This window comes from Sphingomonas phyllosphaerae (assembly GCF_029623345.1).
In the GTDB taxonomy this organism is placed as follows: Bacteria; Pseudomonadota; Alphaproteobacteria; order Sphingomonadales; family Sphingomonadaceae; genus Sphingomonas; species Sphingomonas phyllosphaerae_C.
On record NZ_JAPYKH010000004.1, the window covers coordinates 79,194 to 105,429 of the forward strand.

The following is a 26,236-nucleotide window of genomic DNA, read 5'->3' on the forward strand; positions in this document are numbered from 1 at the left end:
TTCCCGGTTGGCGCCGCGGCGCTCTGTCACTGTCCCCCGCCGGCGACGCGGCGGAGGAAATCCTGGTGCGGCTCGGCCAATCGCAGCGTGCCTTCGATCGCCTCGCGCATCCGCGTCACGCTGTCGGTGAGCGTCAGGAGATCATATTGGTCCGCCATCGGCGAAGGCCGCGCGGGCAGGTCGTCGAAGCCGGCGTAGAGGCTGAGCCAGCTCGGATCCTGGAACGTGTCCCACTCGCGCCGCACGAACTCGCCCGCGGCGCGCCACGCGTCGAGCTTGGCCTGGAGTCCCTCGGTCGGCGGCACCGCGCGGATCGCGTCCCAGAACGGCTCGCCGTCGCGACGGTTGGGCAGATAGTGGAGCAGCAGGAAGTCGCGGATGCGCTCGAACTCCAACACCGACTGGCGGTTGTAGGTCTCCGCCAGCCGTGGGTCGAAGCTCTGGTCGGGGAACAGCGGCGCGAGCCGGTCGAGCCCCGACTGGATCAGCGAGATGCTGGTCGACTCGAGCGGCTCGAGAAAGCCGGAGGCGAGCCCAAGCCCGACGACGTTCTTTTCCCAGAAACGCGCACGATGCCCCGTCGTGAAGCGCAGCCGGTTGGCGGGCGCGAGCGCGTCGCCCTCCAGGCTGTCGCGCAATGTCGTCTCGGCGGCGTCGTCGGTGACGAAGTCGGAGCAATAGACATAGCCGTTGCCGGTGCGGTGCCGCAGCGGGATGTGCCACTGCCAGCCGGCCGGGCGCGCGGTGGCGGTGGTGAGCGGGCGATGCGGCCCCGACGCGCGGCACGGGATCGCGACCGCGCGGTCGCACGGCAGCCAGCGGCGCCAGTCGACATAGGGCACCTCCATCGCCTCGCCGAGGAGCAGGCTGCGGAATCCGGAGCAGTCGATCCATAGATCGCCCTCGATGCGCTTCCCGTCCTCAAGCCGCACCGCCTCCACGGTGCCGCGCTCGCCGTCGCGCAGCACGTCGGTGATCCGGCCCTCGACGTGGCGGACATGGTTGGCGAGTGCGAGCCGCTTGAGCAGCGCGGCGAACTTGGACGCGTCGAAGTGGAGCGCGAAATTGAACACGCCGAGATCGTTGGTCGGCCGCTCGGCGGGCGGGAGGAACAGGTCGCGCTCGGCCAGCTGAGTGGCGAGGCAATAGGCGCCGAGCGGCGTCGCGTCGCCCGCCTGGCGCAGCTTGAGCCAGTAATGGTGGAAGGCAACGCCGCGCGCGGCCACGCCGTACAGGCCGAAGGGATGGAAGAAGTCGTGACCGTCGCGCTCCCAGTTGCGGAAGCGGATGCCGTATTTGATCGTGCCCTCGGTCTCGCGCAGCACGTCGGCTTCGCCGAGCTCGACCGCGGCGAGAAAGTCGCGGATCGCGGGCACCGTCGCCTCGCCGACGCCGACGGTGCCGATCGCGGCGCTCTCGACGACGGTGATGGCAAGCCGGAGATGCGCGAAGCGGCGCGCCAGCCAGGTCGCCGCCATCCAGCCGGCGGTGCCCCCACCGACGATCGTGATCGAGCGGATTGGTGCGTGCGTCATGATGCGTCCCTCACCCGTCACCGCTCCTGCCCGACGGCAAGAGCGGTGACCAGGGCGATCAGAAGCGGACGCGCGCGCCGGCGATGAAGCGCCGCTCGTAGATGTTCTCGTACAGCACCTGATCGGGCCAGGTGAGATAGTAGCGCTCGGTCTCGGCGGTCAGGTTAGAGGCCTGGCCGTAGAGGGTAAGGAACGGCGTCACGTCATAGGAGATCGAGGCGTCGAGGTAATTGGTCGGCTGCTGATACTGGGCGAGGCCGTCGATGCCGCCATAGTTGGACGACACCAGTCGCTTCGAACGATAGTTGTAGGCGACGCGCGCCTGCAGACCGTACTTCTCGAACCAGAGCGCGGCGTTGATCTGATGCTTCGAATTGTCCTGGAACGGCTGGTTGTTGCCGGCCAGGTCGACGAGCCCGGCATCGCCCAGCGACAGCGTGTAGTTGGCGTCGACGCCGAAGCCGCCGAACAGCCCGTTCACCCCGTAATCGGCGAGCGACTGGCGCGCCGAGAGCTCGACGCCCTTGAGCGTCCCGCCCTCACCTTGACGGAAGGTGTTGGTGACGACCTGGCGGCGGATCACGCCGTCATTGTCGGGGATGTCGCTGCGCAGTTCGGTGGTGCGATCGATGAAGCTGTCCACCGCGATGTAGAAAGCGCCCGCCGCAACCAAGCTCGACCGGCCGGTGTAATATTCGAGGCTGCCCTCAACGTTGGTCGCGCGCCACGGGTTGAGATTCGGGTTGCCGAGCGAGTCGGCGGTGCGCGCCTCGAACAGGTTGGTGGCGGTGTTGATCGCGTAATTGACGTTGAGACCACCGCCCCATTGCTGGAAGTCGAGCAGCGTCATCGTCTTCGAGAAGGCCGCACGCGCGCGCAGCTTATCGGTGACGTCGAAGGCGACGTTGATCGACGGCAGGAAGTCGGTGAACTGCCGCTCGGTGCGCACATCACCCGCGTCGACGCCCGAGACCCCGTACGGCTGCGGCACGCCGACCACGTTCTGGCGCACGTTGAGGCGGGTGCTGACCACCTGGAGACCGCCGTTGGCGCGGAACGGCATGCCGAGCAGCTCGCCCTCGCCCGACACCTGCGCATAGCCCGAAATCTGGCGCGTGTTGACGTCAAACGACAGAGCCGGGTTGATCAGGTTCTGGCTACCCGGGTAGAATTTGTTCTGCCAGGACTCGCTGTCGTCCATCGCCTTGGGATCGAGCGCCCAGAGCGTCGGCGTACCCGCCGCCGGCAGCTGATACTGCTTGATCATCCCGGCGAAGATCGGATCGGTCGCCTGTCGCGTCAGCCCCGCGGTGTAGCCGCGACCCTGCGCGTCATAGACCGGGCACGATTTGTCATCGAGGTTGACGTCGAACGCCTTCCACTTGACCAGGCAGCCCGCTGCCGGGTTGGCCGGATTGTCGGTGTTGCCGGCATAGATTGGCGAGACGCGGTCAAAGGTGAACTGGTTGACGCTGCGCTCGCCGTAGCGGCCGCCGAACGCGACCTTCAGCTGGTCGTTCGCCTGCCACTCGGCATCAGCGCGCAGCGCCCAGATGTCACCCTTCTGATAGACGTTGCCCTCTGACGAGACCGTCTTCAGGCCGTAGCGCGAAGCGTCGCCCGCCTGGGCGAGGAACCCGGGCGAGAAGCCGAACACCGGCGCGCCGCTCGAATAATCGACCGTCGCGGTGTCGGTGTAGACCTGATAGCCGGTCGGGTTGAAGGTGCGGTCGCCGCCGACCGAGGCGGGATAATTGCCCAAGCCGCCGTTGGCGACGCCCTCGGTGCGCTTCGATCCGTCGGCCTGATAGCCCCACTGGCGGCCGTTGGTCAGGCTGAACTGCGTGTACGACTGGTCACGGTCACGGTTGGCTTTGCCGTAGATACCGCGCACGGTTGCCTTGAACGTGTCGCTCGGCTTCCAGTCGAGCTGCACGTTGTAGTTCTGCGACTCGCTCTTGGTGCGGAAGGTCTCCGAATAGCTGTCGAAGCTCGGCAGCGCGTAGGTATATTGCTGTACCGTGTTGACGTTGTAGCCGCCCGAGGTCGCGCCGGTGTCGCGCGACTTGGTCGGCGAGAACGGCGACGACAACCAATCGATGTTCTGGAACTGGAAGCCGGCGGTGCGGTCGTACTGCGTCTGGCGCGTGTAGAAGCCGTCGGCGGTCAGCCGCAGCGCGTCGTTGATCTCGAACTGGAAGGACGCGTTGGCGCCGAAGCGCTGGCGATCGGTGATGCGGTTCCACGCGGTGTGCGACTGCGGCGTGATGAACGCGTCGTTGGCGTCGCCGTCGCCGTTGACATCATAGCCGGTGATGTTGCCGCTCGCGTCGCGCACCGGCGTGCCACGGCTGACGCCGTTGTTGCCGACCGCGAAGTCACCCTGATTGGTGGCACTGCCCGACTCGTTGCGCAACGATACGCCATAGTCTTGCACGCCGCGGAAGCTGTTGGCGAGCGTCAGGTCGCTGTACGACGCGGATACCAGCAGCCCGACGCGGTCGCCGTGGAAGGCGACCAGCCCGTTGAACGACGGGTTCCACTTTTCGGTCTTGTCGCCATACTGGCCCTCGCCAGCGGCCGAGAACGTCAACCCCTGCTTGAGATCGAACGGGCGCCGCGTCAGCAGGTCGATCGTGCCGGTGAGGCCCGCCTGCTGGAGCGAGGCGGTCGGCGACTTGTACACGGTCGCGCCCGAGAAGAGCTGCGACGGAATGTCGGTGAAGTTCGGCTGCACCGTCGTCACCGAGTTGGCGCCGAGGAACTGCTCGCCGTTGAGCAATGTGGTCACCTGCGGCAGGCCGCGGATGTTGACCGCGGCGCCCTCGCCCGCGTCGCGGCGAATCTGCACGCCCGGGATGCGCTGGAGCGAGTCAGAGATGGTGACGTCGGGCAGCTTGCCGATGTCCTGCGCGCTGATCGCCTCGACCACGCTGTCGGCGTTGCGCTTCACCTCGATCGCGCGCGCCTGCGACGCACGGATGCCGGTGACGACGATGTCGGCGGGCTCTTCGCCGGCCTGATCCGGTGCCGCGACGCGATCGGGATCGGTCGTCCCCGCGTCCCCGGTGGCAGTGCCTGCGCCCGTCTGTGCGGCGGCGGCGAGCGGCAGGCCGAGCAGCCCGACCAGCGACACCGCGGCGAGCAGCTTCGCGCGGCTCGCGTTCAACCCATTGAGCCCCTTCATAAATCCCCTCCTTGGCAGACGCGCTCTTCGGCGATACGTCAATTAAATTGATTTAATCCGAGGATGCGCTCGCGCTGTCAAGCAGCTAAGCCGTTCTGGCCAGAGGAAGATGTGAACGTTCTCCCCTACGGGCTCATTTCCCCGGATACATGTTGCGGAAATAGCACATTGCTCTGAACCGCGACTGTCTACGACCGCCAGGGACGGCGAGGACCCACCGCCGGCATGATGCGGCGAGCGGTTGACCGGTGTGGGTTACGCGTCGTTCACCCTCTTTCCCTAAACCGGCCGCTTCACCTGGGAATAACCATGCCGCGTCGCATCCGCTCACTGTTAGGATCGCTCAGCACCGAGGTGCGCGCGCATGCCGATCGTTCCGAGGCGATCGCGGCGCAGACCAAGCTGCTCGCCCTCAACGCGGCGATCGAGGCCGCGCGCGCCGGGGAGGCTGGCCGCGGCTTCGGCGTCGTTGCGCAGGAAGTGAAGTCGCTTGCGGCGCAGGCGAGCAGCTCGTCGCACGCGTTCCGCGAGGAACTGCTCGGCCGGCTGCGCCAGGGCAGCGAGATCGCGACGGAGCTCGTCAGCGAACTCGAGGGCGGTCGGCTCGGCGAGCTGGCGCAATCGATCGCCGACGCGCTGGCGCGCATGCTGCACGATCGCTCGGTCGACGTGCGCTTCCTCTCCTCGGACCATGCCATCCGCGAGAGCCTGCTGCTCGACACCGATCCCCGCGCCGAGGCGCGCGCACTTGAGCGGCTGCGCGCGCTGCTCGGCTATTCGCCTTATTTTCTCAACGCCTTCCTGGTCGACGCCGAGGGCGAGGTACGGGTCTGCGCGCACGAGAATATGGCGGTCCGCGATGTCCACTTCGCCGACTTCGCGCAGTTTCGCCGGGTGCTGTCGGGCGGCGCGACCGCGGGTTGGGTCACCGACGAAGTGTGGGTCAACCCCTGGTCGAACGATCGCAAGGTGCTGATCTACGTCGCGCCGGTGGTGTGCGAGGGCGTGATCGTCGGGATCTGCTACCTCGAGTTCGACTTTGAGGGGCAGGTGGCGGAGCTGATCGGCGTGATGAACCGCGCCGCGCGCGCGACCGTCTCGATCGTCGACCCCGAGGGGCGGGTGGTCGCCACTACCGGCGGCTATCGCCATCTCGAGGCGCATCCGCATGTCGTCACGGACGCCGAGCGGCTCACCCGCTCGCTCGACGGCCTCACCGTCGCCCAGGCCAGGGTACCGAGCGACCATGGCATGCCCGGGCTCGGCTTCCGCTGCATCATCGAGGATCACGTTGCCTCCGAGCGCGAGATCGTCGCCGCGCTGACGGGGCAGGCGCGCTAAGTCACTGACAGACGGACCCGATCACGCGCCGGCACGTTTCAGCGCACCGTGTCCGATCAGCCCATCGCCGCTCTGTCCTTCCTCGTCGCGGAGAGCGAACCACCCGAGGCGCGCGCGCACCGGCGCGCCAGCGTCGGGCGCAGCTCGGGCGAGACCTATGCCGCGGTGCTCGAGACGATCGCGCCGGGCGCGACGATCACCCGGATCACTCCGGCCGACGATAGCGCGACGCCGCCGGGCACCGCCGAGATTGCCGCTTATGACGCGGTGTTCCTCACCGGCTCGCCACTCCACCTCTACGACGACACGCCCGAGTGCCGTCGTATCATCGCGTTCATGCGCGACGTATTCGGGGCGGGCGTGCCGTCGTTCGGCTCGTGCGCGGGCTTGCAGGTCGCGGTCGTCGCGGCGGGTGGGCGCGTGCGCGCGATGGGTGAGCGTCGCGAAGCCGGGTTCGCGCGCCGCATCGCGCCGACGGCGGCGGGGCGCGACCATCCGCTGCTGCGGGGGCGACCGCCGGCCTATGACGCGCCCGCGATCCACACTGACGAGGTCGCCGTCTTACCTGACGACGCAACGCTGCTCGCCGGCAACGCGGTGACCGCGGTCCAGGCGGTCGAGATCCGCCATGGCAACGGCGTGTTTTGGGGCGTGCAATACCATCCGGAGATCGACTTGGGGGAAGTCGCTGCCGCGCTGCGGCGCCAGGCCGACGACCTCGTCGAACACCGGCTCGCGCGCGACGATGTCGATGTCGCCGCGCAGGCCGATCTGGTCGAAGCGTTGCACGCGGCACCCGACCGGCGCGACCTCGCCTGGCGGCTCGGGCTCGACTCGCAGGTCACCGACGCGGCGACCCGCACGACCGAGATCCGCAACTTCATAGAGCAGCTGGTGCTGCCGACACGCGCGCGTCGGCGCGGCTGAGGCGCGGGAACGCTCTACCCAACTCGAACGTCCGGCTTCACGAGACATCAAGGAAGGATGATCCCGTGACGATCTTCAACAAGGACATGGTCGAGCTCGCGTCGAAAAACGAGCTTTGGCAGAAGGAAGTCTATCGCGACGCCAAGGTACAGATCGTGTTGATGAGCATTCCGGCAGGCGAGGAGATCGGGATGGAGACGCACCCCGCCGACCAGACCACCTTCATCGTCGCCGGCGACGCGCAGGTGGTGATCGACGGTCACTCGACCAAGGCAGGGCCGAACCACCTCGTCGTCGTACCGAAGGGCGCACAGCACAATATCGTCAACAAGGGCAGCGGCGAGCTCAAGCTCTTCTCGGTTTACGCACCGCCTGCCGAGCCCGAAGGCGCCGCGTTCCGCACCAAGGAAGAAGCCGAGGAGGCCGAGAAGGGCCTGCTCGCCAAGGCCGCCGACAAGGTCCGCGAAGCGGTCGGCCACTGAGTGAGGCGGCGGGGGCAGCGCGCCCCCGCCAACCGCGCCGGCAGCGCGCTCAGTCGCGGCGGAGCCAGCGCTCCAGGTCGTCGCTGCCGCCGATCCGCTCACCCTGAATGAAGACCTGCGGGGTGGTCTCGACGTGCTGCTCGCGCTCGAACTGGTCGACCGCGTCGCGCGTCGCCAGGATCTGATCGTCGACGTCGAAGCCGGCCTGCTCCAGCATCGCCTTGGCGCGCACGCCGAAGGGGCAGACATGGTCGGGCAGGACCATGCGATAGAGAGTGGCCTGCTGGGTCATTGTCCTGTCCTTGTCGTTTCAGGGGGATAACAGGCCCAAGCCATGTCGGCGCCGCGGGTTCCGCCGCGGCTCAGAACAAGCCGTCCTCGTCCTCTTCCGGCGCCACGACCTCGCTCGTCCGCATCGTCATGCCGGGCAGCAGGAAGCCCACGTGGATCTCGCGCTCGCGCGCCATCGTGTAGAGCCCCGCAATCCACGGCATCAGGTCATGCAGACTGGCCGTATCGGTCTGGCTCAGCGTTTCATGCCCTTGGGTACAATCGTGGAGAGAGCCCGACGCGGCCTCGAGCGCGCTGATGAACATCTGCTGCTCGTGCAGCTCGTCGACGCTGTGCTCGAGCGCTGCGACGATCCGGCGCGCCTCGCCGCCGCTTCCCGCCACCGCCGCATCCGAGCGCTCGCAGGCGGCGCGCACCACCGCCAGCGCGTCGCGCAGCGTGGCGCGAACGTCGCCGCCGACACCCGCGCCGTCGCCGCCCAGCGCGATGCCGCCGAGCGCCGTGATCTGCTCGACCACCGTACCGCGCAGCCGCTCGAGCTTGCGCGCGCACGGGTCGACCTCGGTCGCGATCACCGCCACCGCACGGCCGATGTCGCCGTGGCGGCGGCAGAGCAGCCGCGTGTTGGTCGCGATGTCTTGCACGTCGAGCGTCACGGCACGGATCGCATGCAGACCGCGACCGAGGTCGACCACGGTCTCCTCGACGAAGGCGGCCAGCATCGCCAGCTGCTCGTCGGTGTCGAACAGGCGGGCGGTGATATCCCCCAACGCGGCGATTCCCTGCTCCAGCCGCAGCAACGCGCCACCATCGCCGCCGGCCTCGCTCGTGCTCTCCGCGACGCGCGCCGCCTGCGCCTCCACCAGCGCGAGCAGCTCGGCCGCGAGCGGGCCGAGTCGCGCGAGCGAGTCGAGCAACGCGATGCTTTCGTGGCGGAAGTCGTCCGCGATCGCGCGCATCTGCGCCGCGATCAGCCGCGCGACATGCGCCACCGCGCCGCGCGGGGGCGGCGCCGGGCGTTCGCCGTTGATCCCCGCCGACGGGTCGATCACGCGCAGCACCGCGATGCAATGTTCGACCCGCTGACGCACGCTGTCGCCAATCTGGATCGCGCCGAGCACGCGCGCCACCTCACCCTGCACCGTGCGGGTGATCGCGCTCACCTCACGGGCCATGCGCGCCGTCTCGGCGAGCTGCGTCTCGAGTGCGTCGGCGCTGGCGGCGAGCTCGGCCGGCGCCTGCCCGCCCAGCTTGGCGCACTCTCCGGCGAGCCGCGCGTCAGTCGCCTGCACGTCGGCGACGATCCGCCCGAAGCGTTCCAACTCCTGTGCGAAGCGGCGCAGCTGTTGCTCGCTACCGTCCAACTTGGCCTGCATCACCGCCACGAATTGGAAGAAGGCCGGCTCGCCCGCCGAAGCGATCTTGATGCTCATGCCATAACAGCCGAGCAGCCGCATCACCTCGCCCATCTCGGCGAGCAGCGCGCGCAGCGTGCGCGTGCGCTGGGTCAGCTGCGCGACATCCTCGGCGCGCCGGCGCTGCGTCTCGGGCAGCGCGGTGAGCCGCGCCGCAGCGGCGCGCAGCTCGGCTACAGCGGCACCGGCGCGCTCGGGCGCGAGCGCACGCTGCACCTCGTCGAGCGCGCCGGCCATCCGGTCGATCGTGTCGATCGCGGCGGCGAGCGTCTCCCCGACTCCGCGAAAGCGCTGCTCCAGCCCGCCGGCGAGCGCGTTGAGCCCGTCGACGAGCTGCTCGATCGGGGTGAGATCGCGGTCGGGCGTGATCGGGGCCACCAGCATCCTTCCTGTCCTCGCTCAGCGCGCCGCGGCCTGGAGCAGCTCGCGCGCGATCCGGCCCAGCGGCACCACGCGATCGGCCGCCCCGCGCGCGATCGCTTCCTTGGGCATGCCGAACACCACCGAGGTCGCCTCGTCCTGCGCGATCGTGCGCGCGCCGGCTTGCTTCATCTCGAGCAGCCCGCGTGCGCCGTCATCCCCCATGCCGGTCATGATCACGCCCACCGCATTGGCCCCGGCGTTGCGCGCTGCCGAGCGGAACAGCACGTCGACCGAGGGGCGATGGCGTGCCACCAGCGGCCCTTCGCGCACCGCGACGACATAGCGCGCGCCGTGCCGCTCGAGCAAAGTGTGGCGCAGCCCGCCCGGCGCGATCAGCACGCGTCCGCGTATCACCGTGTCGCCGTCGGTCGCCTCGTGGACGTCGACCGCGCAGAGCGAGTCGAGCCGCTGTGCGAAGGCGCGCGTGAAACGCTCGGGCATATGCTGCACCACCACCATGCCCGGTGCGTTGGCGGGCAGCGCCTCCAGCACCTCACGCAGCGCTTCGGTGCCGCCGGTCGAGGCGCCGATACAGACGACCATCTCGGTCGTGCGGCTCATCGCGGTGCCGCTCGGCGGCGGCAGCACCGCATCGGCGGAGAGCTTGCGCTGCGGCGCATCGTGCCCGGTCCGCGGGCTCGGCCGGACGTGCAGCCGCGCGCGCGCCGCGCCCTTCACCGTCTCGCGGATCTGCACGTGCGCGTCGGCGAGATGCTCGACCACGCCGAGGCGCGGCTTCAGGATCACGTCCACCGCGCCCGCCTCCAGCGCCTGGAGCAGCGTGTCCGATCCCTCCTCCACCAGCGAGGAGCACATCACCACAGGGATCGGCCGCTGCGCCATCAGCTTGCGCAGGAAGGTCAGCCCGTCCATCCGCGGCATCTCGACGTCGAGCATGATCACGTCGGGTACCGCCTGCTGGATGTGGCGCGCCGCCACGAACGGGTCGCTAGCGGTGGTCACCTCGAGCTCGGGATCCGCGGCGAGGATCGCGGTCATCGCCTGCCGCACGCTGGCGCTGTCGTCGACCACCAGGACGCGGGTCTTGCGCATCGTGCTCATGCCCGCGCAAAGACGGTGCCGGCGACGGGCACCAGCGGGAGATCGGTCCCGGCGATCGACTCGCTATGCCCGAGGAACAGCAGCCCGCCCGGCGCGAGACAGTCGGCGAGCCGGCGCACCACGGCGACTTGCGTGTCGCGCTCGAAATAGATCAGCACGTTGCGGCAGAAGATCAGGTGCATCGGCGCGCCCACCGGATAATGTTGGTCGATCAGGTTGAGCGGCGCGAAGCCGATCGCGGCGCGAAGCTCCGGCGCGATGCGCAGCTCGTCGCCGCCGTCGAGCGCATGGCGAAGGTAGCGCTGGCGCAACAGCGGCGGCACGGGGTCGAGCTGCGTGCTTGGGAACACGCCGCGTCGCGCCACCGCCAGCACCTCTGTGTCCAGGTCGGTCGCGAGGATGCCGTAATCCGGGCCGCTGTGATCGATAGCGAAGGAGTCGAGCAGCATCGCCAGCGTATAGGGCTCCGCCCCGGTCGAGCAGCCGGCGCTCCAAACGCGGAGCCGCGGCACGCCGGCGTCGCGCAGCCGCGGCAGCACCTCGGCCTGGAGATAGTCGAAGTGGCGTGGCTCGCGGAAGAAGTCGGTCTTGTTGGTCGTCACCGCGTTGAGCAGATGCTCGCGCTCGGCCGCCAAGCCGCCGCGGTCGAACAAGGTGGCGCAATAGTCGGCCAACGTGGCATGGCCGCTGGCGCGGACGCGGCGGCGTAGCCGACCCTCGAGCATCGTCGTCTTGCCATCCGGCAGGCGAATGCCCGACTGCTCGAGGATATACGCGCTCAGCCGCATGAAATCACGGCGCGAGAGTCGGTCATTCGCCGCAGGAGGCGCAGCGATCGTACCGTCGCGACTCTCCTCCCGCCGCGCGACAAAGCCTCCGAACGCCCGCGTCGACGCGGTCATGCGGGAAACACGCGCTCGGCGCCGCAGCCCGGCCCGTTAGCCAGCGCGATGGCGACGCCGCGCGGCGGCACGGCAGCGCGCACCGCTCGGCTCACGAGGGACGATTTGGGCGCGGCCACGCGCTCGCGGCGCGCCGCCCCGGCCTCGGCCGCCCCGGTGTCGGCGACCGTGAAGAAGCCGATCTCGCGGCTGAGCCGCTCGGCCTCGCCGGCGAGCATCTCGGCGGTGGCGGAGATCTGGTCGGAAGCCGTCGCATTCTGCTGCGTCACCTGATCGAGCTGCTGCATCGCCAAGTCGATCTGCGTCGCACCCACATCCTGCTCGCCGCAGGCGGCGCTGATCTCCGCGACCAGGTCATAGGTGCGGCGAATGTCGGGCACGAGCCGCGCGAGCATGTCGCCCGCCCACGTAGCGGCGGCAGCGGTCTCGCCCGACATCGCGCCGATCACCGAGGCGGCCGCCTCGCTGCGCTCGGCCAGCTTGCGCACCTCGGCGGCGACCACCGCGAAGCCGCGGCCATGCTCGCCGGCGCGCGCCGCCTCCACCGCGGCGTTGAGGGCGAGGAGGTCGGTCTGGCGCGCGATCTCCTGCACGATGCCGATCTTTTCCGCGATGGTGCGCATCGCGCCGACCGTGTCGCGGACCGCCGCGCCGCTCTCCTCCGCGTCGCGCGCGGACTGGCGCGCGATCGACTCCATCTGCGCGGCATTATCGGCGGTCTGGCGGATGTTGGCGGCCATCTGCTCCATCGAGGCGGACGCTTCTTCGAACGCGGCCGCCTGCTCGGTCGCGCCCTGCGACATCTGCTCCGACGCGGCGGAGAGCTGCTGGCCGTTCGCCGCGACCTGCTGCGAGGCCCGCGCCGTCGCCGCGATGATCTGGCCGAGCAGCTCGGTCATGCCGTTGACGTGATCGGCGACAGCGCGAATCTCATCGTCGTGGCGGGTCGCGATGCGCGTGGTCAGATCACCCCGCGCGATCGCCGCGACTCCGTCCCGGATCAGATTGAGCCCGTCGCTGATCTGGCGCGAGATCCACATCGCCCCCGCGAGCGCGATGAGCAGCGCCGCACCGGCGGCGATCAGCAGCAGCGAGCGGGCGCCCTGGAAAATCGATCCGGTCTCCTGATCGACCGTCTTCATCCGATCGCGCTGGATCTGGACCAGCTCCGCCATCACACGCGCCAGCCGCTTGGTCGCGCGATCGCCCCCCGTCGCAGCCAGTGCGCCGGCCTCCTTGTCGCGGTCGGCGATGCCGAGCGTACGGATGCGCTCGTCGATCGGCTTGTAGCGCTCCCACTCCGCGCGGGCAGCGCGCCAAAGCGGCGCACCCTGTTGCGACGCCTGCGCGTTGCCCTCGTCCAGCAGGGTGTCGATCCTGCCAGCCGCCACCAGCGCCTCCTGGTTGTCACGTTGCTCGACGTCGCTGTCGCCCGACTGGATGACGCCGTTCTGGGCGATCAGCAGACGCCCGAGCTCACCGTCGATCGTGAGCGCCCGCTCGAGTTGCCGCGTCGGCCCGGTGATCACCTCACTGACCGCCCTGTTCAACATCGTCAGCCGCGAGACGCCGACGACGACCACGCCAGCGAGTAGCGCGATGATGATCCCGAACGTAAGCGCCAGCTTCGACATGATGGTCGCACGCATACCGATTCCCACGAGCAGAGAACTCGACCGTTGTGACGGCGCGAGCGTCGCCACGGTGCGAGGTGTTGAAGAGCGAGGGGCGGACGAACCGGCCCCGCCCTCTTATATGACGACACCGCACCACCTATCCGGCTTCCGGCGCGCTGTTATCGCCGACGAGGTCGAGCGCCGAACCGCGCGCTCGGCGAAGTCGGTCGACGAGCGCGCCCGCCTTGAGCGAGCGCTTCGATCTCGCCGCGGAGGCTTGCCCCGTCCGCTCGAGCGCCGCCGCCTCGCCGCGCGACGCCGGCCGCGCGGCCGCGACGGCGCGCGCGATCGGCTCCGATCCAGTATCGACACGGAAAGAGGCCAGGTCGCGACGCAGCGCCTCGGCCTCGGTGGAGAGCGCGTCGGCGGTCGCCGCGATCTGCTCGGCGGCGTCGGCGCTCTGTTGCGTCACCTGGTCGAGCTGCTGGATCGCCACGTTGATCTGTCCGGCGCCGAGATCCTGCTCGCGGCACGCCGCGCTGATCTCCGCCACCAGCTCGGCGGTGCGGCGAATGTCGGGCACGAGACGTCCGAGCATCTCGCCGGCGGCGGTCGCGGCCTCGCTCGTCTCCGCCGACATCGCGCCGATCTCCGCCGCCGCGGCCTGGCTGCGCTCGGCGAGCTTGCGCACCTCGGCCGCCACCACCGCGAAGCCGCGGCCGTGTTCGCCGGCGCGCGCCGCCTCCACCGCGGCGTTGAGCGCGAGCAGGTCCGTCTGGCGCGCGATCTCCTGGACGATGCCGACCTTATCCGCGATCGCGCGCATCGCCCGCGTCGCCGTCTGCACCGCGGCGCCGCTCGCCGCCGCGTCGGCGGCCGACTGACGCGCGATCTTCTCGGTCTGAGCCGCGTTATGCGCATTCTGGCGCGTGTTGCTCGCCATCTGCTCCATAGCGGCGGACGCTTCCTCCGCCGCCGCGGCCTGCTCGGTCGCGCCCTGCGACACCTGCTCGGCAGCGCCGGACAGCTGCTGGCTGTCGCCGGCGACGCGCTCGGCCGCAGCCGCGGCATGGCCGACGATCGCGCGCAGCCGTTCGATCATCGTCGCCAGCGCGCGGCCGAGCTGATCCTGTTCCGAGCGCGCACGATGATCGATGGTGAGATCACCCGCCGCCACCGCCTCGGCGAGCGTCGCGGTGGCGCGCAGCCCGGCCAGCATCGTCACCAGTGCCTGACCGAGCATGTCGGCGTCCGATTGTGGCGTCGGCTGGGCGGTGAGATCGCCGCCGGCGACCTGATCGGCGATCCGCGCGATCACCTGCATGTTGCGGCGGATCAGGTCGATATCGTCGGCGAGCTGGTTGCTGAGACCACCGTAGCGCCGCGTTACGCCGGTTTTGGTCTCGCCGACGGACACCGCGCGAAGCGTCGCCGAGACGGCGCCGATCGCCTCCCGCACCGCGCGCACGCTGCCCTGCATCTGCCCGATCTCGTCGCGCCGGCCGGTGTCGATCGGGTCGGCGATCGTCGCCAGTTCCTCCGCCACCAAGGTGACCGGATGCGCCAGCGTGCGCGACAACACCGCGACGACCAACAGCGCGATCAGCGCACTGGCGAGCGCGCTGGCGAGTATTTCCAACGGGACGGCGACGAAGAGAGTGTCCTGCTCGCGACGCCGCTCGGCGCGCAGCGCACGAAGCGCGCCGGCGACGGCGGCGTGACGCGTGCGCAGGTCGTCGAACAGGCGCTTGCCGGCACCGGCGCGCTCGATTGCGCGCGCGCGCTCGCGCGTGCGTGGGTCCGCCATCAGCCGGATGCCGGGCTCCGCCACCGTCTCGCGCCAGCGCGATGCCGCGCCGCGCACGCTCTCCACCTGCGCCCGCAAGACCGCGACGGCGCCCGTGTCGGACAAAGCGGCGAGCGAGGCGCGATCCAGCTCGCTGCCGCCGCGCTAATAGGCATCGAGGAAGGCCGGATCGGCCGCAAGCAGATACCCGCGATAGCCGGTCTCCTGATCGGTCACGGCCTGCATCATCTCCGAGACGTCGCCGATCAGGACGGAATAGCGACGATTTTTTTCGCCGATCGTGCGTGCTCTCAGCGTCTGGACGAACACGGCGGCATCGCCGACCAGCGTCAGCAGCAGGATCGCGCCGATACCGAACACCAGCTTGCGCGCGATGGGGAGGTCTTCGATCAGTCGCTTCATTCGATAGGCTCCGCGGCGGGGGCGACCGGAGGTTGGCCGGAATGCTTCCATGATAGAGGGTCGCCCCGCCGCGCCCCGCCCGCGCACGCGCGAAGTCGTTGCCGTCTCTCGCGCGCGCGATCAGCCGCCCTCCTCCGCGCTATCGATCAGCAGCTCGGCATCGGCGTCGCCCGAGAAGATGCTGGCGAGATCGAGCAGGATGGCGAAGCCACCGTCGCGGCGCAGCACCCCGCGCAGATGTTCGGCGTGCCAGCGCACGCCCAGCTCGGCGGCTCCATCGCCGCGGCGGCGTAGCTGCGCACGTCGAGCACGCGATCGACCGTGAGCCCCAGCGTCATGACCGCGGCGCGCTCGGCGAGCTGCACCTCCACTACCAGCACGCGCGTCATCGGCGTGACGGTGACCGATGTCAGCCCGAGCCGCAGCCGTAGGTCGATCACCGGCACCGAGGCGCCACGCACGTCGGTGCGGCCGAGCAGCCACGCCGGGGCGTTGGGGACGCGAAAGGGCGCGTGATGATCGAGGATCTCGCGCACCTCGCCGACCGGCAGCGCAAACTGCTCGTCGCCCAGCGCAAAGACGACGACTTGGAGCTCGCCGACCGCGCTCATGCCGCGCGACCGAAGTCGGCGTCCTCACGATCGAGACCGCCGCTGCTGAGATCGAGCGCGAAGCCACGCGATCGCGCCGGATCACCTGCTCGGCGCGACGGCGTGGCCGCCCGTGATGCCAGCGTGGCCACGGTGCGGGGCGTTCGTCGCTGCGTCGCCGCGCCCGGCCGCTGCTGGTCGGCGCGGAAGAAGCTGATGCTCTGCTGTAACTCCTCGGCCTGGCCGGCGAGTTCGTCGGCGGTGGTGGAAATCTGCTCGGCGGCGCCGGCGTTCTGCTGGGTCACCTGATCGAGCTGCTGGATCGCCAAGTTGATCTGCCCGGCGCCGAGGTCCTGCTCGCGGCACGCCGCGCTGATCTCCGCCACCAGCTCGGCGGTGCGGCGGATGTCGGGCACCAGCCGCGTGAGCATCTCGCCCGCCTCGCCCGCGGCCGCGACCGTGTCGCTCGACATCGCGCCGATCTCCGCCGCGGCCGCCTCGCTGCGCTCGGCCAGCTTGCGCACCTCGGCCGCCACCACCGCGAAGCCGCGGCCGTGCTCGCCGGCGCGCGCCGCCTCCACCGCGGCGTTGAGCGCGAGCAGGTCGGTCTGCCGCGCGATCTCCTGCACGATGCCGATCTTTTCCGCGATGGTGCGCATCGCCCCCACTGCTCTTTGCACCGCCGCGCCGCTGGCCTCGGCATCCTGCGACGACTGGCGCGCGATCTTCTCCGTCTGCGTGGCGTTGTCGGCATTCTGTTTGATGTTGGCCGCCATCTGCTCCATCGACGCGGACGCTTCCTCCGCCGCCGCGGCCTGCTCGGTCGCCCCCTGCGACACCTGCTCCGACGCGGAGGAGAGCTCCTGGCTGCCGCTCGCGACCTGCGCCGCCGCGCCGTTCACGTCGCCGACCACGCCACGCAGCCGCGCCACCATCGCCACCATCGCGTGGCCGAGCCGGTCGCGCTCGGACAGCGGCACGTGTTCTACCGTCAGGTCACCGCGCGCGATCGAGTCGGCCAGCGCCGCGGTGCCGCGCAGGTTGGCGGTCATGCGGTTGACCGCCTCGACCAGGTCGCGAATCTCGTCGTCGCCCGGGACGCGCACGTCCTGTTCAAGATCGCCCAGCGCCACCGCCTCGATCGCGGTCGACGCGGCGCGGAGCCCGCGCGACACCAGCAGCGCGATCCACACCGACCCCGCCACCGCCACCAGCAGCGCCACAGCGGCGGTCGCCATCAGCATCCAGCGCGACTGCGCGTAAAGCATGTCGGTGTCCTGTTCGGCGCGCTGCATCGAGGCTCGGTTAGCGGCGACCATCTGGTCGCCCGTCCGGGTGATCTCGTCGCCGAGCTTGAGCGCCGTTCCGAGCGACAGTCGCGCCGCCTCCGCGTTCTGATTGGCGAGGGCGAGCGCACGGATGCGGTCGTTGACCGCCTTGTACGCGGCCCATTCGTCCTGCAGCTGGCCCCAGCGCAGCCTGTTCTCCTCCGAGGCGTTGGCGAGCCCCTCGGCCATCAGCCGCTCGACGCGCGCGCGATCCTGGCCGAGACGCTCGTCGAACGTGCGCGTCAGCGCGTCGTCGGTCGTCATCGCCATGTTCTTCTCCATGCGCATCACGTCGCCCAGCGCGTCGTTGAGCGTGAGCGAGCGCAGCGCGCGCTTGGTCGGCCCGTCGAGCACCGCGGCGATGGCGGTGTCGAGCGTCCCCATCCGCGTGATCGCCACACCGACGACGGCGAGCAGCAGCAGGGTCAGCACGGTAAAGGTGACGATGAGTTTCAGCTTGATCGTGGCACGCATCACTGGGGTCCTCGGCAAGAGGGTCGGTATGGCAAAGTTGGGATCGTCAGGTCGCGGGAGCCGGTGGCCGCCAGAGCAAGACGCCGCGGCGCCGCCCCGCTCATGCGCCCGCGCCGCCGAGCGCCGGGGCGAGGATGGCGGCCAGGTCCGGCAGCACGATCACGTCGTCACCCGAGCGCACCAGCCGCCGCACAAAAGCGCGGTGCCAGCGCACGCCGACGCTCGGCGCGTCCTCGCTGCTCGCCTCGGCCAGTGTCACCACTTCGTGGACGCGATCGGCGCGGAGGCCGAGCAGCAGCGTCTCGTCATCGAGCGCGAGTTCGACCACGACGAGGCAGCTCTCCGCGGTGGGCGGCGCGGCGACCATGGCAAAGGGCGCGCGCAGGTCAGCCACGGGCACGATTCGGCCACGGTGGTTCACCACCGTGTCGACCAGCGCGGGAGCGCACGGCACCCTGGTCTCGGGCAGCGGCTCGACGATCTCGCGCACCAACGTCGCCTCGATCGCGAAACGCTCGCTGCCGAGATCGAAGGTGAGCACCTCCAGTTCGCCGTGCCTATTCCAAGCGACCGCGGTGGAGCTCTGGCCCGACCCGGTGCTGACGGAGAGCGCACTCATGCCGCCTGCTCCATCGCCGCCTCAATCTGCTGTCCGCGTGCCACCAGTTGCGCGACATCTAGGATCAGCGCGACGCCGCCGTCGCCCAGGACGGTCGCGCCCGAGAACGAGCCGATCCCTCGGTGGAAGGGCGAGAGCGCCTTCACCACCGTTTGATGGCTGCCGACGATCTGATCGACGACCAGCCCGACGCGCTCACGCCCGGTCGCGACCACCACGATCTTCTGGAAGGCATCGGGCGGGGCGTCGCTCGCGAACAGCTCGCGCAGCCGCAGGAACGGCACCAAACGGTCGCGCAGCGTGATCAGGCTGCGGCCAAGCGATCGGCGGTCCTCCTCGGCGGACAGCTCGAGGCACTCCTCCACCGCCGCGAGCGGTATGACAAAGCGCGCCGTGCCGACGCGGACGAGCAGCCCGTCGATGATCGCCAGCGTCAGCGGGATGCGCAGCGTGATCGTGGTACCGGCGCCCTCGGTGCTGACCAGCTCGATCGTGCCCCGGAGTCGCTCGATCTCGCGCTTGACCACGTCCATGCCGACGCCGCGGCCGGAAAGGTTCGTCACCGCCGCCGCGGTGGAGAAGCCCGGATGGAAGATCAGCGCGAGCAGTTCCGCATCGGTGAGCACCTCGCCTGGCGCGACCAGCCCACTCGCCTCGGTCTTGGCGCGCACGCGCGCGCGGTTGACGCCGCGACCGTCATCGCTGACGGTGATCACCGCCGCGCCACCCGCCTGATGCGCCGCGAGCCGGACCGTGCCCGTCGCGCCCTTGCCAAGCGTGACACGCTCGTCCGGTGTCTCCAGCCCATGATCGCAGGCATTGCGAAGAATATGGACGAGCGGGTCGAACAGCCGCTCACCCACAGTCTTGTCGATCTCGGTCGACTCGCCCACGGTCTCGAGCGCGATCGCCTTGCCGGTCTCGCGCGCGAGATCGTGGACCAGTCGGCGGAAACGGCCGAACAGGTTCGACACCGGCACCATCCGCAGCACCATCATCGTGTCGCGCAGCTCGGCGGCGAGCCGCTCGACCTCTTCCGCGACCGAGCGCAGCTGCAGGTCGTGGCGGTCGCCGGCGAGCTGGCTCAGCCGGCTCTGTGCGATCACCAGCTCGCCGACCCGATCCATCAGCGTGTCGAGCCGCGCCGCGGGCACGCGGACCAGCTCGCCCTGCACGACGCGGGCGCGGCGCTCGCCGAACGTATCGGGCGCGGGCTGGCCGGACGCGGATCGGTCGGGCTCGCGCGCCGGTGCGGGAGCCGGTGCCGCCGCGGTCGCGGCGGGGGTTGGGTCGGCAGGCGCGAGCGGCGTGGCGCTCAGCTCCATGTCGTCGAGCACGAAGAGGAAAACGTCGTCGATCGCGGCGCGCGGCACGTCGCCGCGCAGCGTCGCGTCCCAGGTGACCAGGCAGTCGCGCTCGGCGAGCTGATCGAGCGGCGGGATCGTGTCGCGTCGCGCCACCAGGGTGCAGTCGCCCAGCGCGCGCAGCTCGTCGAGCAGCGCGAGCGCGTTGGTGCCGTGCGCCAGCGCCTGCCGCGGGAGGCGGAACGACAATTGCCAGCCGGCGGTCGCCGCGTCCGCCGCCGCGGGTCGCGGCGGCGCGGTCGGAGCGATCGCGGGAGCGTCGACCGCGGCGGCGAGCCGCGCCAGGATCGCCCCGCCGTCCTGCGGCACGGCGTCGCCCTCCACCAGCGCGCGCATATGGTCGCGTGCGGTGAGCACGGTGGCAACCAGCTCGAGCGTGGCGCGAGCGCGACCTTTGCGCACCCGGTCGAATGCGCTCTCGATATGGTGGGTGAAGGCGGCGAGCGCGTCGAAGCCGAACATCGCGCCGGAGCCTTTGAGCGTGTGCAGCCCGCGGAACACGGAATCGATCAGCGCGGCATCGTCGAGCCGGTGGGTGAGGTCGAGCAACGCCTGTTCGACCTGGTCGAGCAGCTCGCACGCCTCGACCCGGAAGGCGACGGTGGGATCCTCGATGCTCACCGCCCGAGCACCTTCTGCACCACCCGGATCAGCTGCTCCGGCTCGAACGGCTTGACCAGCCAGCCCGTCGCGCCGGCGGCCTTGGCCTGCGCCTTCACCTCCGCGTCCGACTCGGTACTGAGGAAAACGATCGGCACGCCCGCCTGGGCGGGCTGCTCGCGCAGCGCGCGGATCATGCTCAGACCGTCCATGTTCGGCATATTGAGATCCGTGACAATCAGGTCGAAGCGGGTCGCCGCCGCCTTAGACAGCCCGTCGGCGCCGTCGCACGCCTCGGTCACGGCATAGCCCGCCCCGGTCAGCGCGATGCGGATCGCCATGCGCAGGCTCGCGCTGTCGTCGACGGTCAGAATCGAGGCACTCATCGCGGCGGGTCTCCATGAAACCAGAAATCATGGTCGGTGGCATCGAAGCCCGCGGTGAAGCCGGCGCGTTCCAGCGCGCGCACCAGTGCGGCACCCGCAGGCGCGGCCAGCGCGACGTCGACGCCGTCGCGCTCCGCCTGGCGTCGCCCCGCCTCGACGAGCTGGAGCAGCGCGAGGTCGGGGCCGGCGACGTGGGTGAGATCGAGTGTTACGGCATCGCCACGGCCGAGCGCCTCGCGCAGGGCGGCGGCGAGCCGGTCGATGGTCGCGAGCGAGAGGTCGCGCTCCGCCACGATCGCGGTGGTCATACCGATCAGATCCTCGTCCTGACACCATCTCGCGTCGGCCCAGCGAGAACCGGACACAGCGCACGCGTCGCCTCGCCACTCCCGAGCGAGGGAGCAGCGCACCGTTGCCCCGCGCGATGGCCTGACGTGCGATCGATCGTGGGCGCTTCGCTGCGGGTCGTCATCACGTCTGATCTTCTTCCCTGATTCATCGATAAGCGCGCTATCCGGCGGCATCGATGAAGCAGAAGCTGACGAACGTGCTAAGCACATGCCGTTTACGGCATATTAGCTAGGGATAGGGAGGCTGACCTATACTTGATCGCCGATCCGGGTCAGCGCCAATAGTCGGCCTGGATACGCCGAGTTATTGCAATTAGCTCGGAAGGGAGCGGGTAGCATTTCACCAGAACGGGTCAACCCAATTCGGTGATCTACTCCGGGTCATCGAGCGGCACCGCCGCCTCGATCAGCAGCACCGGCACGCCGTCGCGCACCGGATAGCCGCGCCGCGCCGCGTCCGACACCAGCATCCCGCGCGCCTCATCGTAGCGCAGCGGCGTTCGCGTCGCCGGGCACACCAGCCGCGCCAGCAGCCAGTCGTCGACGATCGGCGACCGCGCGGCGCTCATTGCAGCGTCACTCGATCCTCACCGTCGTGACGACCGAAGAACTGCATCAGCTGCACCAGAAGCTCGGCGCGATCGGCGATGCCGTCGGCCTCGAGCAACGCCTGTTTGGCCGCCACATCGAACGGCGCGATCTGCGCGATGCCGTTGACCAGGCTGGTGTCGTCGAGGCGACCGACCGCTTTCCAGTCGACCGCATAGCCCTGCACCGCGGCGAAGCGCCGCGCCTCCAGCTCGAGCGACGAGCGCGCGCCGAGCGACAGCGTCTCGTCCGGCGGTGATGGCAGCAGCTCCGCCTCGATCTGGCGAAACGGTGTCGTCACCACGATCTCGCGCACTAGGCGGAACAGCGAAAGGCCCTGCAGGATCAGGTTGTAACGCCCGTCCTCCAGCGCCTCCACCTCGGCGATGCGGCCGACGCAGCCGACCTCGAAGAGCCCGGGCTTGCCGCGATCCTCGCTGTCCGGGCGCGGCTGAATCATCGCGATACGGCGATCTCGCGCCATCGCGTCCGACACCATCGCGCGGTAACGCGGCTCGAAGATATGCAGCGGCAGATGCAGCTGCGGGAACAGCAGCGCGCCCGGCAGCGGGAAGATCGAGAGCCGCGTGGTCTCGCTCATCCGAACAACGTCGCCGACAGCTTGCGCCGCTGCGCCGCAACCCAGGGATCCTCGAGCCCGACCACTTCGAACAGTTTAAGCAGCTGCTGGCGCGCCGCCCCCTCGTTCCAGTCGCGCTCGCGCGCGACGATCGACAGGAAGCCCTCCGCCGCCGCGTCGCGGTCTCCCGCGGCCATCCGCGCGTTGGCGAGGTCGTAGCGCGCCTGAAGGTTGTCGGGGTCGGTCGCCACCGCGGCCTCGAGCGGGGTGAGATCGTCCACCGCGGGCGCGGAGCGCGCCAGCGCCAGCGCTGAGCGTGCGCGCGCGACGTCGGGCAGCGCCGCGACCTCCTCGGGCAGCGCGGCGATCGCTGCCTCGGCCTCCGCCACCTCACCGGCCGCGACGAGCGCGCGAATCCGGCCCGACAGCACGCCGGGATGGTCAGGTGCCATGTCGGCGAGCTGGTCGAAGATCGACAGCGCGCGCGCCGCGTCTCCCTCGGCGAGCACCTGTTCGCCCATCGCGATCAGCGGTTCAAGCTCGGCCTCCTGCTCCTGTGCCTCGCCCGCGATCGGGAGCTGGCGGAGCAGCTGGTCGAGGAGGGTGCACAGCTGCGACTCGGTGCGCGCGCTGGTCAGATCGGCGACGAGCTGCCCTTGGAACATTGCGTAGACGGTCGGGATCGAGCGGATCTGGAATTGGGCGGCGATGAACTGGTCCTTGTCGGTATCGACTTTGACCAGCACCACGCCCTTATCGGCGTAATCGGCGGCGACCTTCTCCAGTACAGGGCCCAACGCCTTGCACGGCCCGCACCACTCAGCCCAGAAATCGATGATGACGAGGTGAGTCATCGAGGGCTCGACGACCTCGGACCGGAAGCGCTGCACGGCCTCCTTCTCTGCCGATGACATTCCTAGCGTGGCCAAGGGGCGCTCCTGCGATTGCTGGGGCCCTTATGTGGGAAGGCCGCAGGGGATACAAACCCCCCCGGAGCCCTGTGGGCCTCATCGAGTGGCGCTGATCCAGTAGCAGCGAGCTTGAAGCCCGATCGGGCGCAGGCAAGAGGCTCGTCCTCCTCGACGCATCACCCTCCATTCGGTTCAGGATCCACGGTGCCGCAAACGCCTCGCGATCCGAGTGCGCGCGACGGTGGATCCTGAACCAAGTTCAGGATGGCGCCATCAGTCGAGACGGCTTCTCCCGCTCAGAACGCCGCGGTCAGCGACACCACCACGGTGCTGCCCGCGATCGTGCCGGTGCCGTCCTGCCCCTTGCTGAAGCTCGGCTGGAGATAGGCCGCTTCGCGCTCGGAGATGTTGGTGTCGATGTAGGCGACACCCAGGGTCAACGGGGTGGTTGGGATCGCGTAGTCGGCACCGAGCATCCAGTCGACATACTCGCCGGTCGGCGCAACGCTGGTGGCGAACGGCCCGAGTCCCTTGTTGCCTTTGGAGGCGCCGATATGCGCCTTTGCGGTCAGCCCGGTGTTCGGAATCGCCGCGGCGACGTCGCCCCAAACGTAGAGATTGTCGTTCTTATCGCCTGGTCGGTCGTACACGCCGTTCGCTGCCGAGGTGCCGTTGAGATACCAGGCGCCGAGCGCTTCCTGCTTTGGCGCATAGGCGACCCCGGCGGTCAGCGAGGCGGGGCCCAGCGTGCCCGACAGCTTGGCATAAGGCTCGATGAAGTCGGTGTTATCGAAGCCGCCCGGGTACATGTACCAGGTCGCGCCGACGTCGAGCGTCCCGCCGCCGACGGGGAATTTGTAGCCCGCGATCAGGTCGAGCTCCATGTTGGCACCGCCGAACGTACCCCAGCCCGCCAGGTTCGAGCCCCAGGTGCCGATGTAGAGGCCACTCTCGTGCGCGATGGTGAAGCCGCCCTGCACCGCGAGATTCTCGTCGGACTGCGATACGCCACGAAAGCGATAGTCGCTAACAAGGCCGACCGAGCCGGACACGGTGACAGGCTTCGGCGGCGCGGTCTCCTGCGCGGCAGCGGGGACGGCGAGGCCAGTGGCGAGCAGCGCCGCGGCGAGACGAAGACGATAGTTCATGGAACCTCCCTTGTGGCAGAGGCTCCTCCTGCTCGTGACCCGGGCTCGCTCTCCCCCGCGCCGCTAAAGGCGTCGGGAGGGCAGCCGCTAAACCACCCTCCCGACGTATTCGGGCTATGTTGCCCGATTATTTCCGCTTGATGTCAAAATGTGCTGCTGCACCTGCTCAATGACGATGCTCGCCGAGTGTGGCGATCCTGCCACGCGCTCCGGTGATCTCCACCGTCGCGCCGGCGGCGCGACGGCGCTGGAACCAGTCGCGCAGCATCTCGGCGCTGGTGTGATCGACCGCGTCGAGCCGCGAGGCATCAATCCGCACGTTGGTGCCGGCGGGCACGCGATCGAGCGTATCGGAGAGCTTCGGCAGCGTCACGAAGGTGGCGGTGCCGTCGAGCGTGATCGCGTGCGACTCACCGTCGCTCGCCTCGAAGACCTTGAGCCGCAGACGGTGCAGATGCGGCACCAGCTCGAGCATGGTCAGGCCGATGCCGACCAGCACGCCGGTGAGCAGGTCGGTCGTCACTACCGTCACCAGCGTCGCCGCCCAGATCAGCACCGGCAGCGCGCCATAGTCGCGGAACAGGTGCGTGGCATGCTTGACGCTCACCAGCCGCACCCCGGTCACCACCAGCACCGCGCCCAGCGCCGCCATCGGGATGGCGGTGAGCACGAAGGGCAGCGCGGCGACGAAGCCGAGGATCCACACGCCGTGTAGCATCGACGACAGCCGCGTCGCCGCCTGCGCCTGGACGTTGGCCGAGCTCCGCACGATCACGCCGGTCATCGGCAGCGCGCCGGCAAGCCCGCAGAGAAGGTTGCCGATGCCCTGTGCGCGCAGCTCCTTGTTATAGTCGGTGCGGACGCCGTCGTGCATCTTGTCGACCGCCGCGGCCGAGAGCAGGGTCTCGGCCGAAGCAATGAAGGCGATCGCGAGCGCCGCGGCGAAGATGGAAGGGTTGAGCCAGCTCACCAGCGCCGACGCACTCGGCGGCGCGATCGCGCCCACGATCGAGGCGGGCACCTGGACGCGCGCGACGTCGAGCCCCAGCGACAGCAACGTGCCGACGACGACACCGACCAGCGCGCCCGGCAGCAGCCGCAGCGCCCGCGGGCGGAACTTCTCCCAGGCCAGCATCGCCAGGATCGTGGCGACGCCGATGGCGAAAGCGAACTCGGTCGCCTGCAGGTTGCTCGACAGGCCGAACAGCCGTCCCGGCGCCGCCGCGAGGTTCTGCAACCCGCTTGGCAGCGGGCGATGGTCGAACAACACGTGGAACTGGCCGACGACGATCAGCACGCCGATACCCGCAAGCATGCCGTGCACCACTGCCGGCGAGATCGCCTTGAACCAGCCGCCGAGCCGGAACACGCCGGCGACGAACTGGACCAGCCCCGCGAGGATGAGGATCGGCCCGAGCGCGCCGATGCCCTGGTCGCGCACCAGCTCGTAGACGATCACCGCAAGGCCCGCCGCGGGGCCGCTGACCTGAAGCGGCGAACCCGCGATCGCGCCGACGACGATGCCGCCGATGATGCCGGTGATCAGGCCCTTCTCGGCCGGAACGCCCGAGGCGATCGCGATCCCCATGCATAATGGCATGGCGACGAGGAAGACGACGATCGAGGCGGTGAGGTCGCGTCCGAGAAAGCGGACGGCGGGCATCGACACGCCGGGCCGCGCCGCCACCGCGGTCGATGAGGCAAGGCTGGCCATCACCCCGCGACCCGGCGCTGGGCGGGAAGGATCGGCTGAGACGCCGCGACCTCTCGACTGAACACGCGTTCGCTGGCGTCGTCCACGGCGGCAACCTCCTGGTGAGCAATCGTCCAGGCACTAGCGCCGCGTGGTGTCCCGCGTTCGACCAAGGCGTGTCGTTGTGTTGCCCGCCCCGCACCACCACCTCCCGG

At 69.7% G+C, this 26,236-nt stretch carries 23 protein-coding genes; 3 read left to right on the forward strand and 20 right to left on the reverse strand.

Annotation, left to right across the window (positions count from 1 at the left end):
* Positions 1–26 precede the first annotated feature (26 nt).
* Entirely contained in the window at positions 27–1,535 is a 1,509-nt protein-coding gene (locus QBJ89_RS05360; protein WP_277979505.1) for a tryptophan halogenase family protein, read from the reverse strand.
* 58 nt (positions 1,536–1,593) lie between these two features.
* Positions 1,594–4,722 carry a TonB-dependent receptor gene (locus QBJ89_RS05365; RefSeq protein WP_277979506.1) on the reverse strand — a complete coding sequence of 1,043 codons (3,129 nt, stop codon included), beginning with the start codon at positions 4,720–4,722 and terminating at the stop codon, positions 1,594–1,596.
* Positions 4,723–5,031: 309 nt separating this feature from the next.
* Here QBJ89_RS05365 and QBJ89_RS05370 point away from each other — a divergent pair, with 309 nt between their 5' ends.
* From QBJ89_RS05370 to QBJ89_RS05380, 3 genes are all read left to right on the forward strand, one after another.
* Positions 5,032–6,063, forward strand: a complete 1,032-nt coding sequence (locus QBJ89_RS05370) for a cache domain-containing protein (RefSeq protein ID WP_277979507.1) — start codon at positions 5,032–5,034, stop codon at positions 6,061–6,063.
* Between the two features lie 48 nt (positions 6,064–6,111).
* Positions 6,112–6,990, forward strand: coding sequence for a type 1 glutamine amidotransferase (locus QBJ89_RS05375; protein WP_277979508.1), 879 nt, complete (start codon positions 6,112–6,114; stop codon positions 6,988–6,990).
* A 65-nt stretch (positions 6,991–7,055) separates the two neighbouring features.
* A complete protein-coding gene (locus QBJ89_RS05380; RefSeq protein WP_183922399.1) occupies positions 7,056–7,472 on the forward strand; it encodes a cupin domain-containing protein in 417 nt (138 codons plus the stop codon).
* 49 nt (positions 7,473–7,521) lie between these two features.
* Here the strand turns inward: QBJ89_RS05380 and QBJ89_RS05385 are convergent, their stop codons facing one another.
* The 18 genes from QBJ89_RS05385 to QBJ89_RS05470 all read right to left on the reverse strand — a co-directional run bounded on the left by QBJ89_RS05385 (position 7,522) and on the right by QBJ89_RS05470 (position 25,991).
* Positions 7,522–7,764, reverse strand: coding sequence for a glutaredoxin domain-containing protein (locus QBJ89_RS05385; RefSeq protein WP_277979509.1), 243 nt, complete (start codon positions 7,762–7,764; stop codon positions 7,522–7,524).
* Between the two features lie 70 nt (positions 7,765–7,834).
* Positions 7,835–9,562, reverse strand: a complete 1,728-nt coding sequence (locus tag QBJ89_RS05390; RefSeq protein ID WP_277979510.1) for a hypothetical protein — start codon at positions 9,560–9,562, stop codon at positions 7,835–7,837.
* A gap of 15 nt (positions 9,563–9,577) precedes the next feature.
* The gene (locus tag QBJ89_RS05395; RefSeq protein ID WP_277979511.1) at positions 9,578–10,654 is read right to left on the reverse strand and encodes a protein-glutamate methylesterase/protein-glutamine glutaminase; all 1,077 of its coding nucleotides are present in this window, start codon (positions 10,652–10,654) and stop codon (positions 9,578–9,580) included.
* Positions 10,655–10,659: 5 nt separating this feature from the next.
* Positions 10,660–11,451, reverse strand: coding sequence for a CheR family methyltransferase (locus tag QBJ89_RS05400; protein ID WP_277979512.1), 792 nt, complete (start codon positions 11,449–11,451; stop codon positions 10,660–10,662).
* Between the two features lie 110 nt (positions 11,452–11,561).
* The gene (locus tag QBJ89_RS05405) at positions 11,562–13,214 is read right to left on the reverse strand and encodes a methyl-accepting chemotaxis protein (RefSeq protein ID WP_277979513.1); all 1,653 of its coding nucleotides are present in this window, start codon (positions 13,212–13,214) and stop codon (positions 11,562–11,564) included.
* Between the two features lie 124 nt (positions 13,215–13,338).
* A complete protein-coding gene (locus QBJ89_RS05410) occupies positions 13,339–15,045 on the reverse strand; it encodes a methyl-accepting chemotaxis protein (protein WP_277979514.1) in 1,707 nt (568 codons plus the stop codon).
* Between the two features lie 87 nt (positions 15,046–15,132).
* On the reverse strand, positions 15,133–15,390 hold the full coding sequence (locus QBJ89_RS05415) for a CHASE3 domain-containing protein (RefSeq protein WP_277979515.1): 258 nt from the start codon (positions 15,388–15,390) through the stop codon (positions 15,133–15,135).
* A 146-nt stretch (positions 15,391–15,536) separates the two neighbouring features.
* The gene (locus QBJ89_RS05420; protein WP_347342821.1) at positions 15,537–16,001 is read right to left on the reverse strand and encodes a chemotaxis protein CheW; all 465 of its coding nucleotides are present in this window, start codon (positions 15,999–16,001) and stop codon (positions 15,537–15,539) included.
* Entirely contained in the window at positions 15,998–17,782 is a 1,785-nt protein-coding gene (locus QBJ89_RS05425) for a methyl-accepting chemotaxis protein (RefSeq protein WP_277979516.1), read from the reverse strand. Before QBJ89_RS05425 ends, QBJ89_RS05420 begins: the two co-directional genes overlap by 4 nt.
* A gap of 100 nt (positions 17,783–17,882) precedes the next feature.
* On the reverse strand, positions 17,883–18,401 hold the full coding sequence (locus QBJ89_RS05430) for a chemotaxis protein CheW (RefSeq protein ID WP_277979517.1): 519 nt from the start codon (positions 18,399–18,401) through the stop codon (positions 17,883–17,885).
* Entirely contained in the window at positions 18,398–20,386 is a 1,989-nt protein-coding gene (locus QBJ89_RS05435; RefSeq protein ID WP_277979518.1) for a chemotaxis protein CheA, read from the reverse strand. Before QBJ89_RS05435 ends, QBJ89_RS05430 begins: the two co-directional genes overlap by 4 nt.
* Positions 20,383–20,751 carry a response regulator gene (locus QBJ89_RS05440; protein WP_277979519.1) on the reverse strand — a complete coding sequence of 123 codons (369 nt, stop codon included), beginning with the start codon at positions 20,749–20,751 and terminating at the stop codon, positions 20,383–20,385. Before QBJ89_RS05440 ends, QBJ89_RS05435 begins: the two co-directional genes overlap by 4 nt.
* Positions 20,748–21,059 carry an STAS domain-containing protein gene (locus QBJ89_RS05445; protein WP_277979520.1) on the reverse strand — a complete coding sequence of 104 codons (312 nt, stop codon included), beginning with the start codon at positions 21,057–21,059 and terminating at the stop codon, positions 20,748–20,750. Before QBJ89_RS05445 ends, QBJ89_RS05440 begins: the two co-directional genes overlap by 4 nt.
* A 413-nt stretch (positions 21,060–21,472) precedes the next feature.
* Positions 21,473–21,670 (reverse strand): Trm112 family protein, encoded by a 198-nt coding sequence (locus QBJ89_RS05450; protein WP_277979521.1) that lies wholly within the window; start codon positions 21,668–21,670, stop codon positions 21,473–21,475.
* Positions 21,667–22,290, reverse strand: coding sequence for an LON peptidase substrate-binding domain-containing protein (locus tag QBJ89_RS05455; protein WP_277979522.1), 624 nt, complete (start codon positions 22,288–22,290; stop codon positions 21,667–21,669). The genes QBJ89_RS05450 and QBJ89_RS05455 overlap by 4 nt, the downstream gene beginning before the upstream one ends.
* Positions 22,287–23,183 carry a tetratricopeptide repeat protein gene (locus QBJ89_RS05460; RefSeq protein WP_277979683.1) on the reverse strand — a complete coding sequence of 299 codons (897 nt, stop codon included), beginning with the start codon at positions 23,181–23,183 and terminating at the stop codon, positions 22,287–22,289. Before QBJ89_RS05460 ends, QBJ89_RS05455 begins: the two co-directional genes overlap by 4 nt.
* Before the next feature lie 293 nt (positions 23,184–23,476).
* Positions 23,477–24,328 (reverse strand): TorF family putative porin, encoded by an 852-nt coding sequence (locus tag QBJ89_RS05465; RefSeq protein ID WP_277979523.1) that lies wholly within the window; start codon positions 24,326–24,328, stop codon positions 23,477–23,479.
* Between the two features lie 166 nt (positions 24,329–24,494).
* A complete protein-coding gene (locus tag QBJ89_RS05470) occupies positions 24,495–25,991 on the reverse strand; it encodes a SulP family inorganic anion transporter (RefSeq protein ID WP_277979684.1) in 1,497 nt (498 codons plus the stop codon).
* Positions 25,992–26,236: the final 245 nt, after the last annotated feature.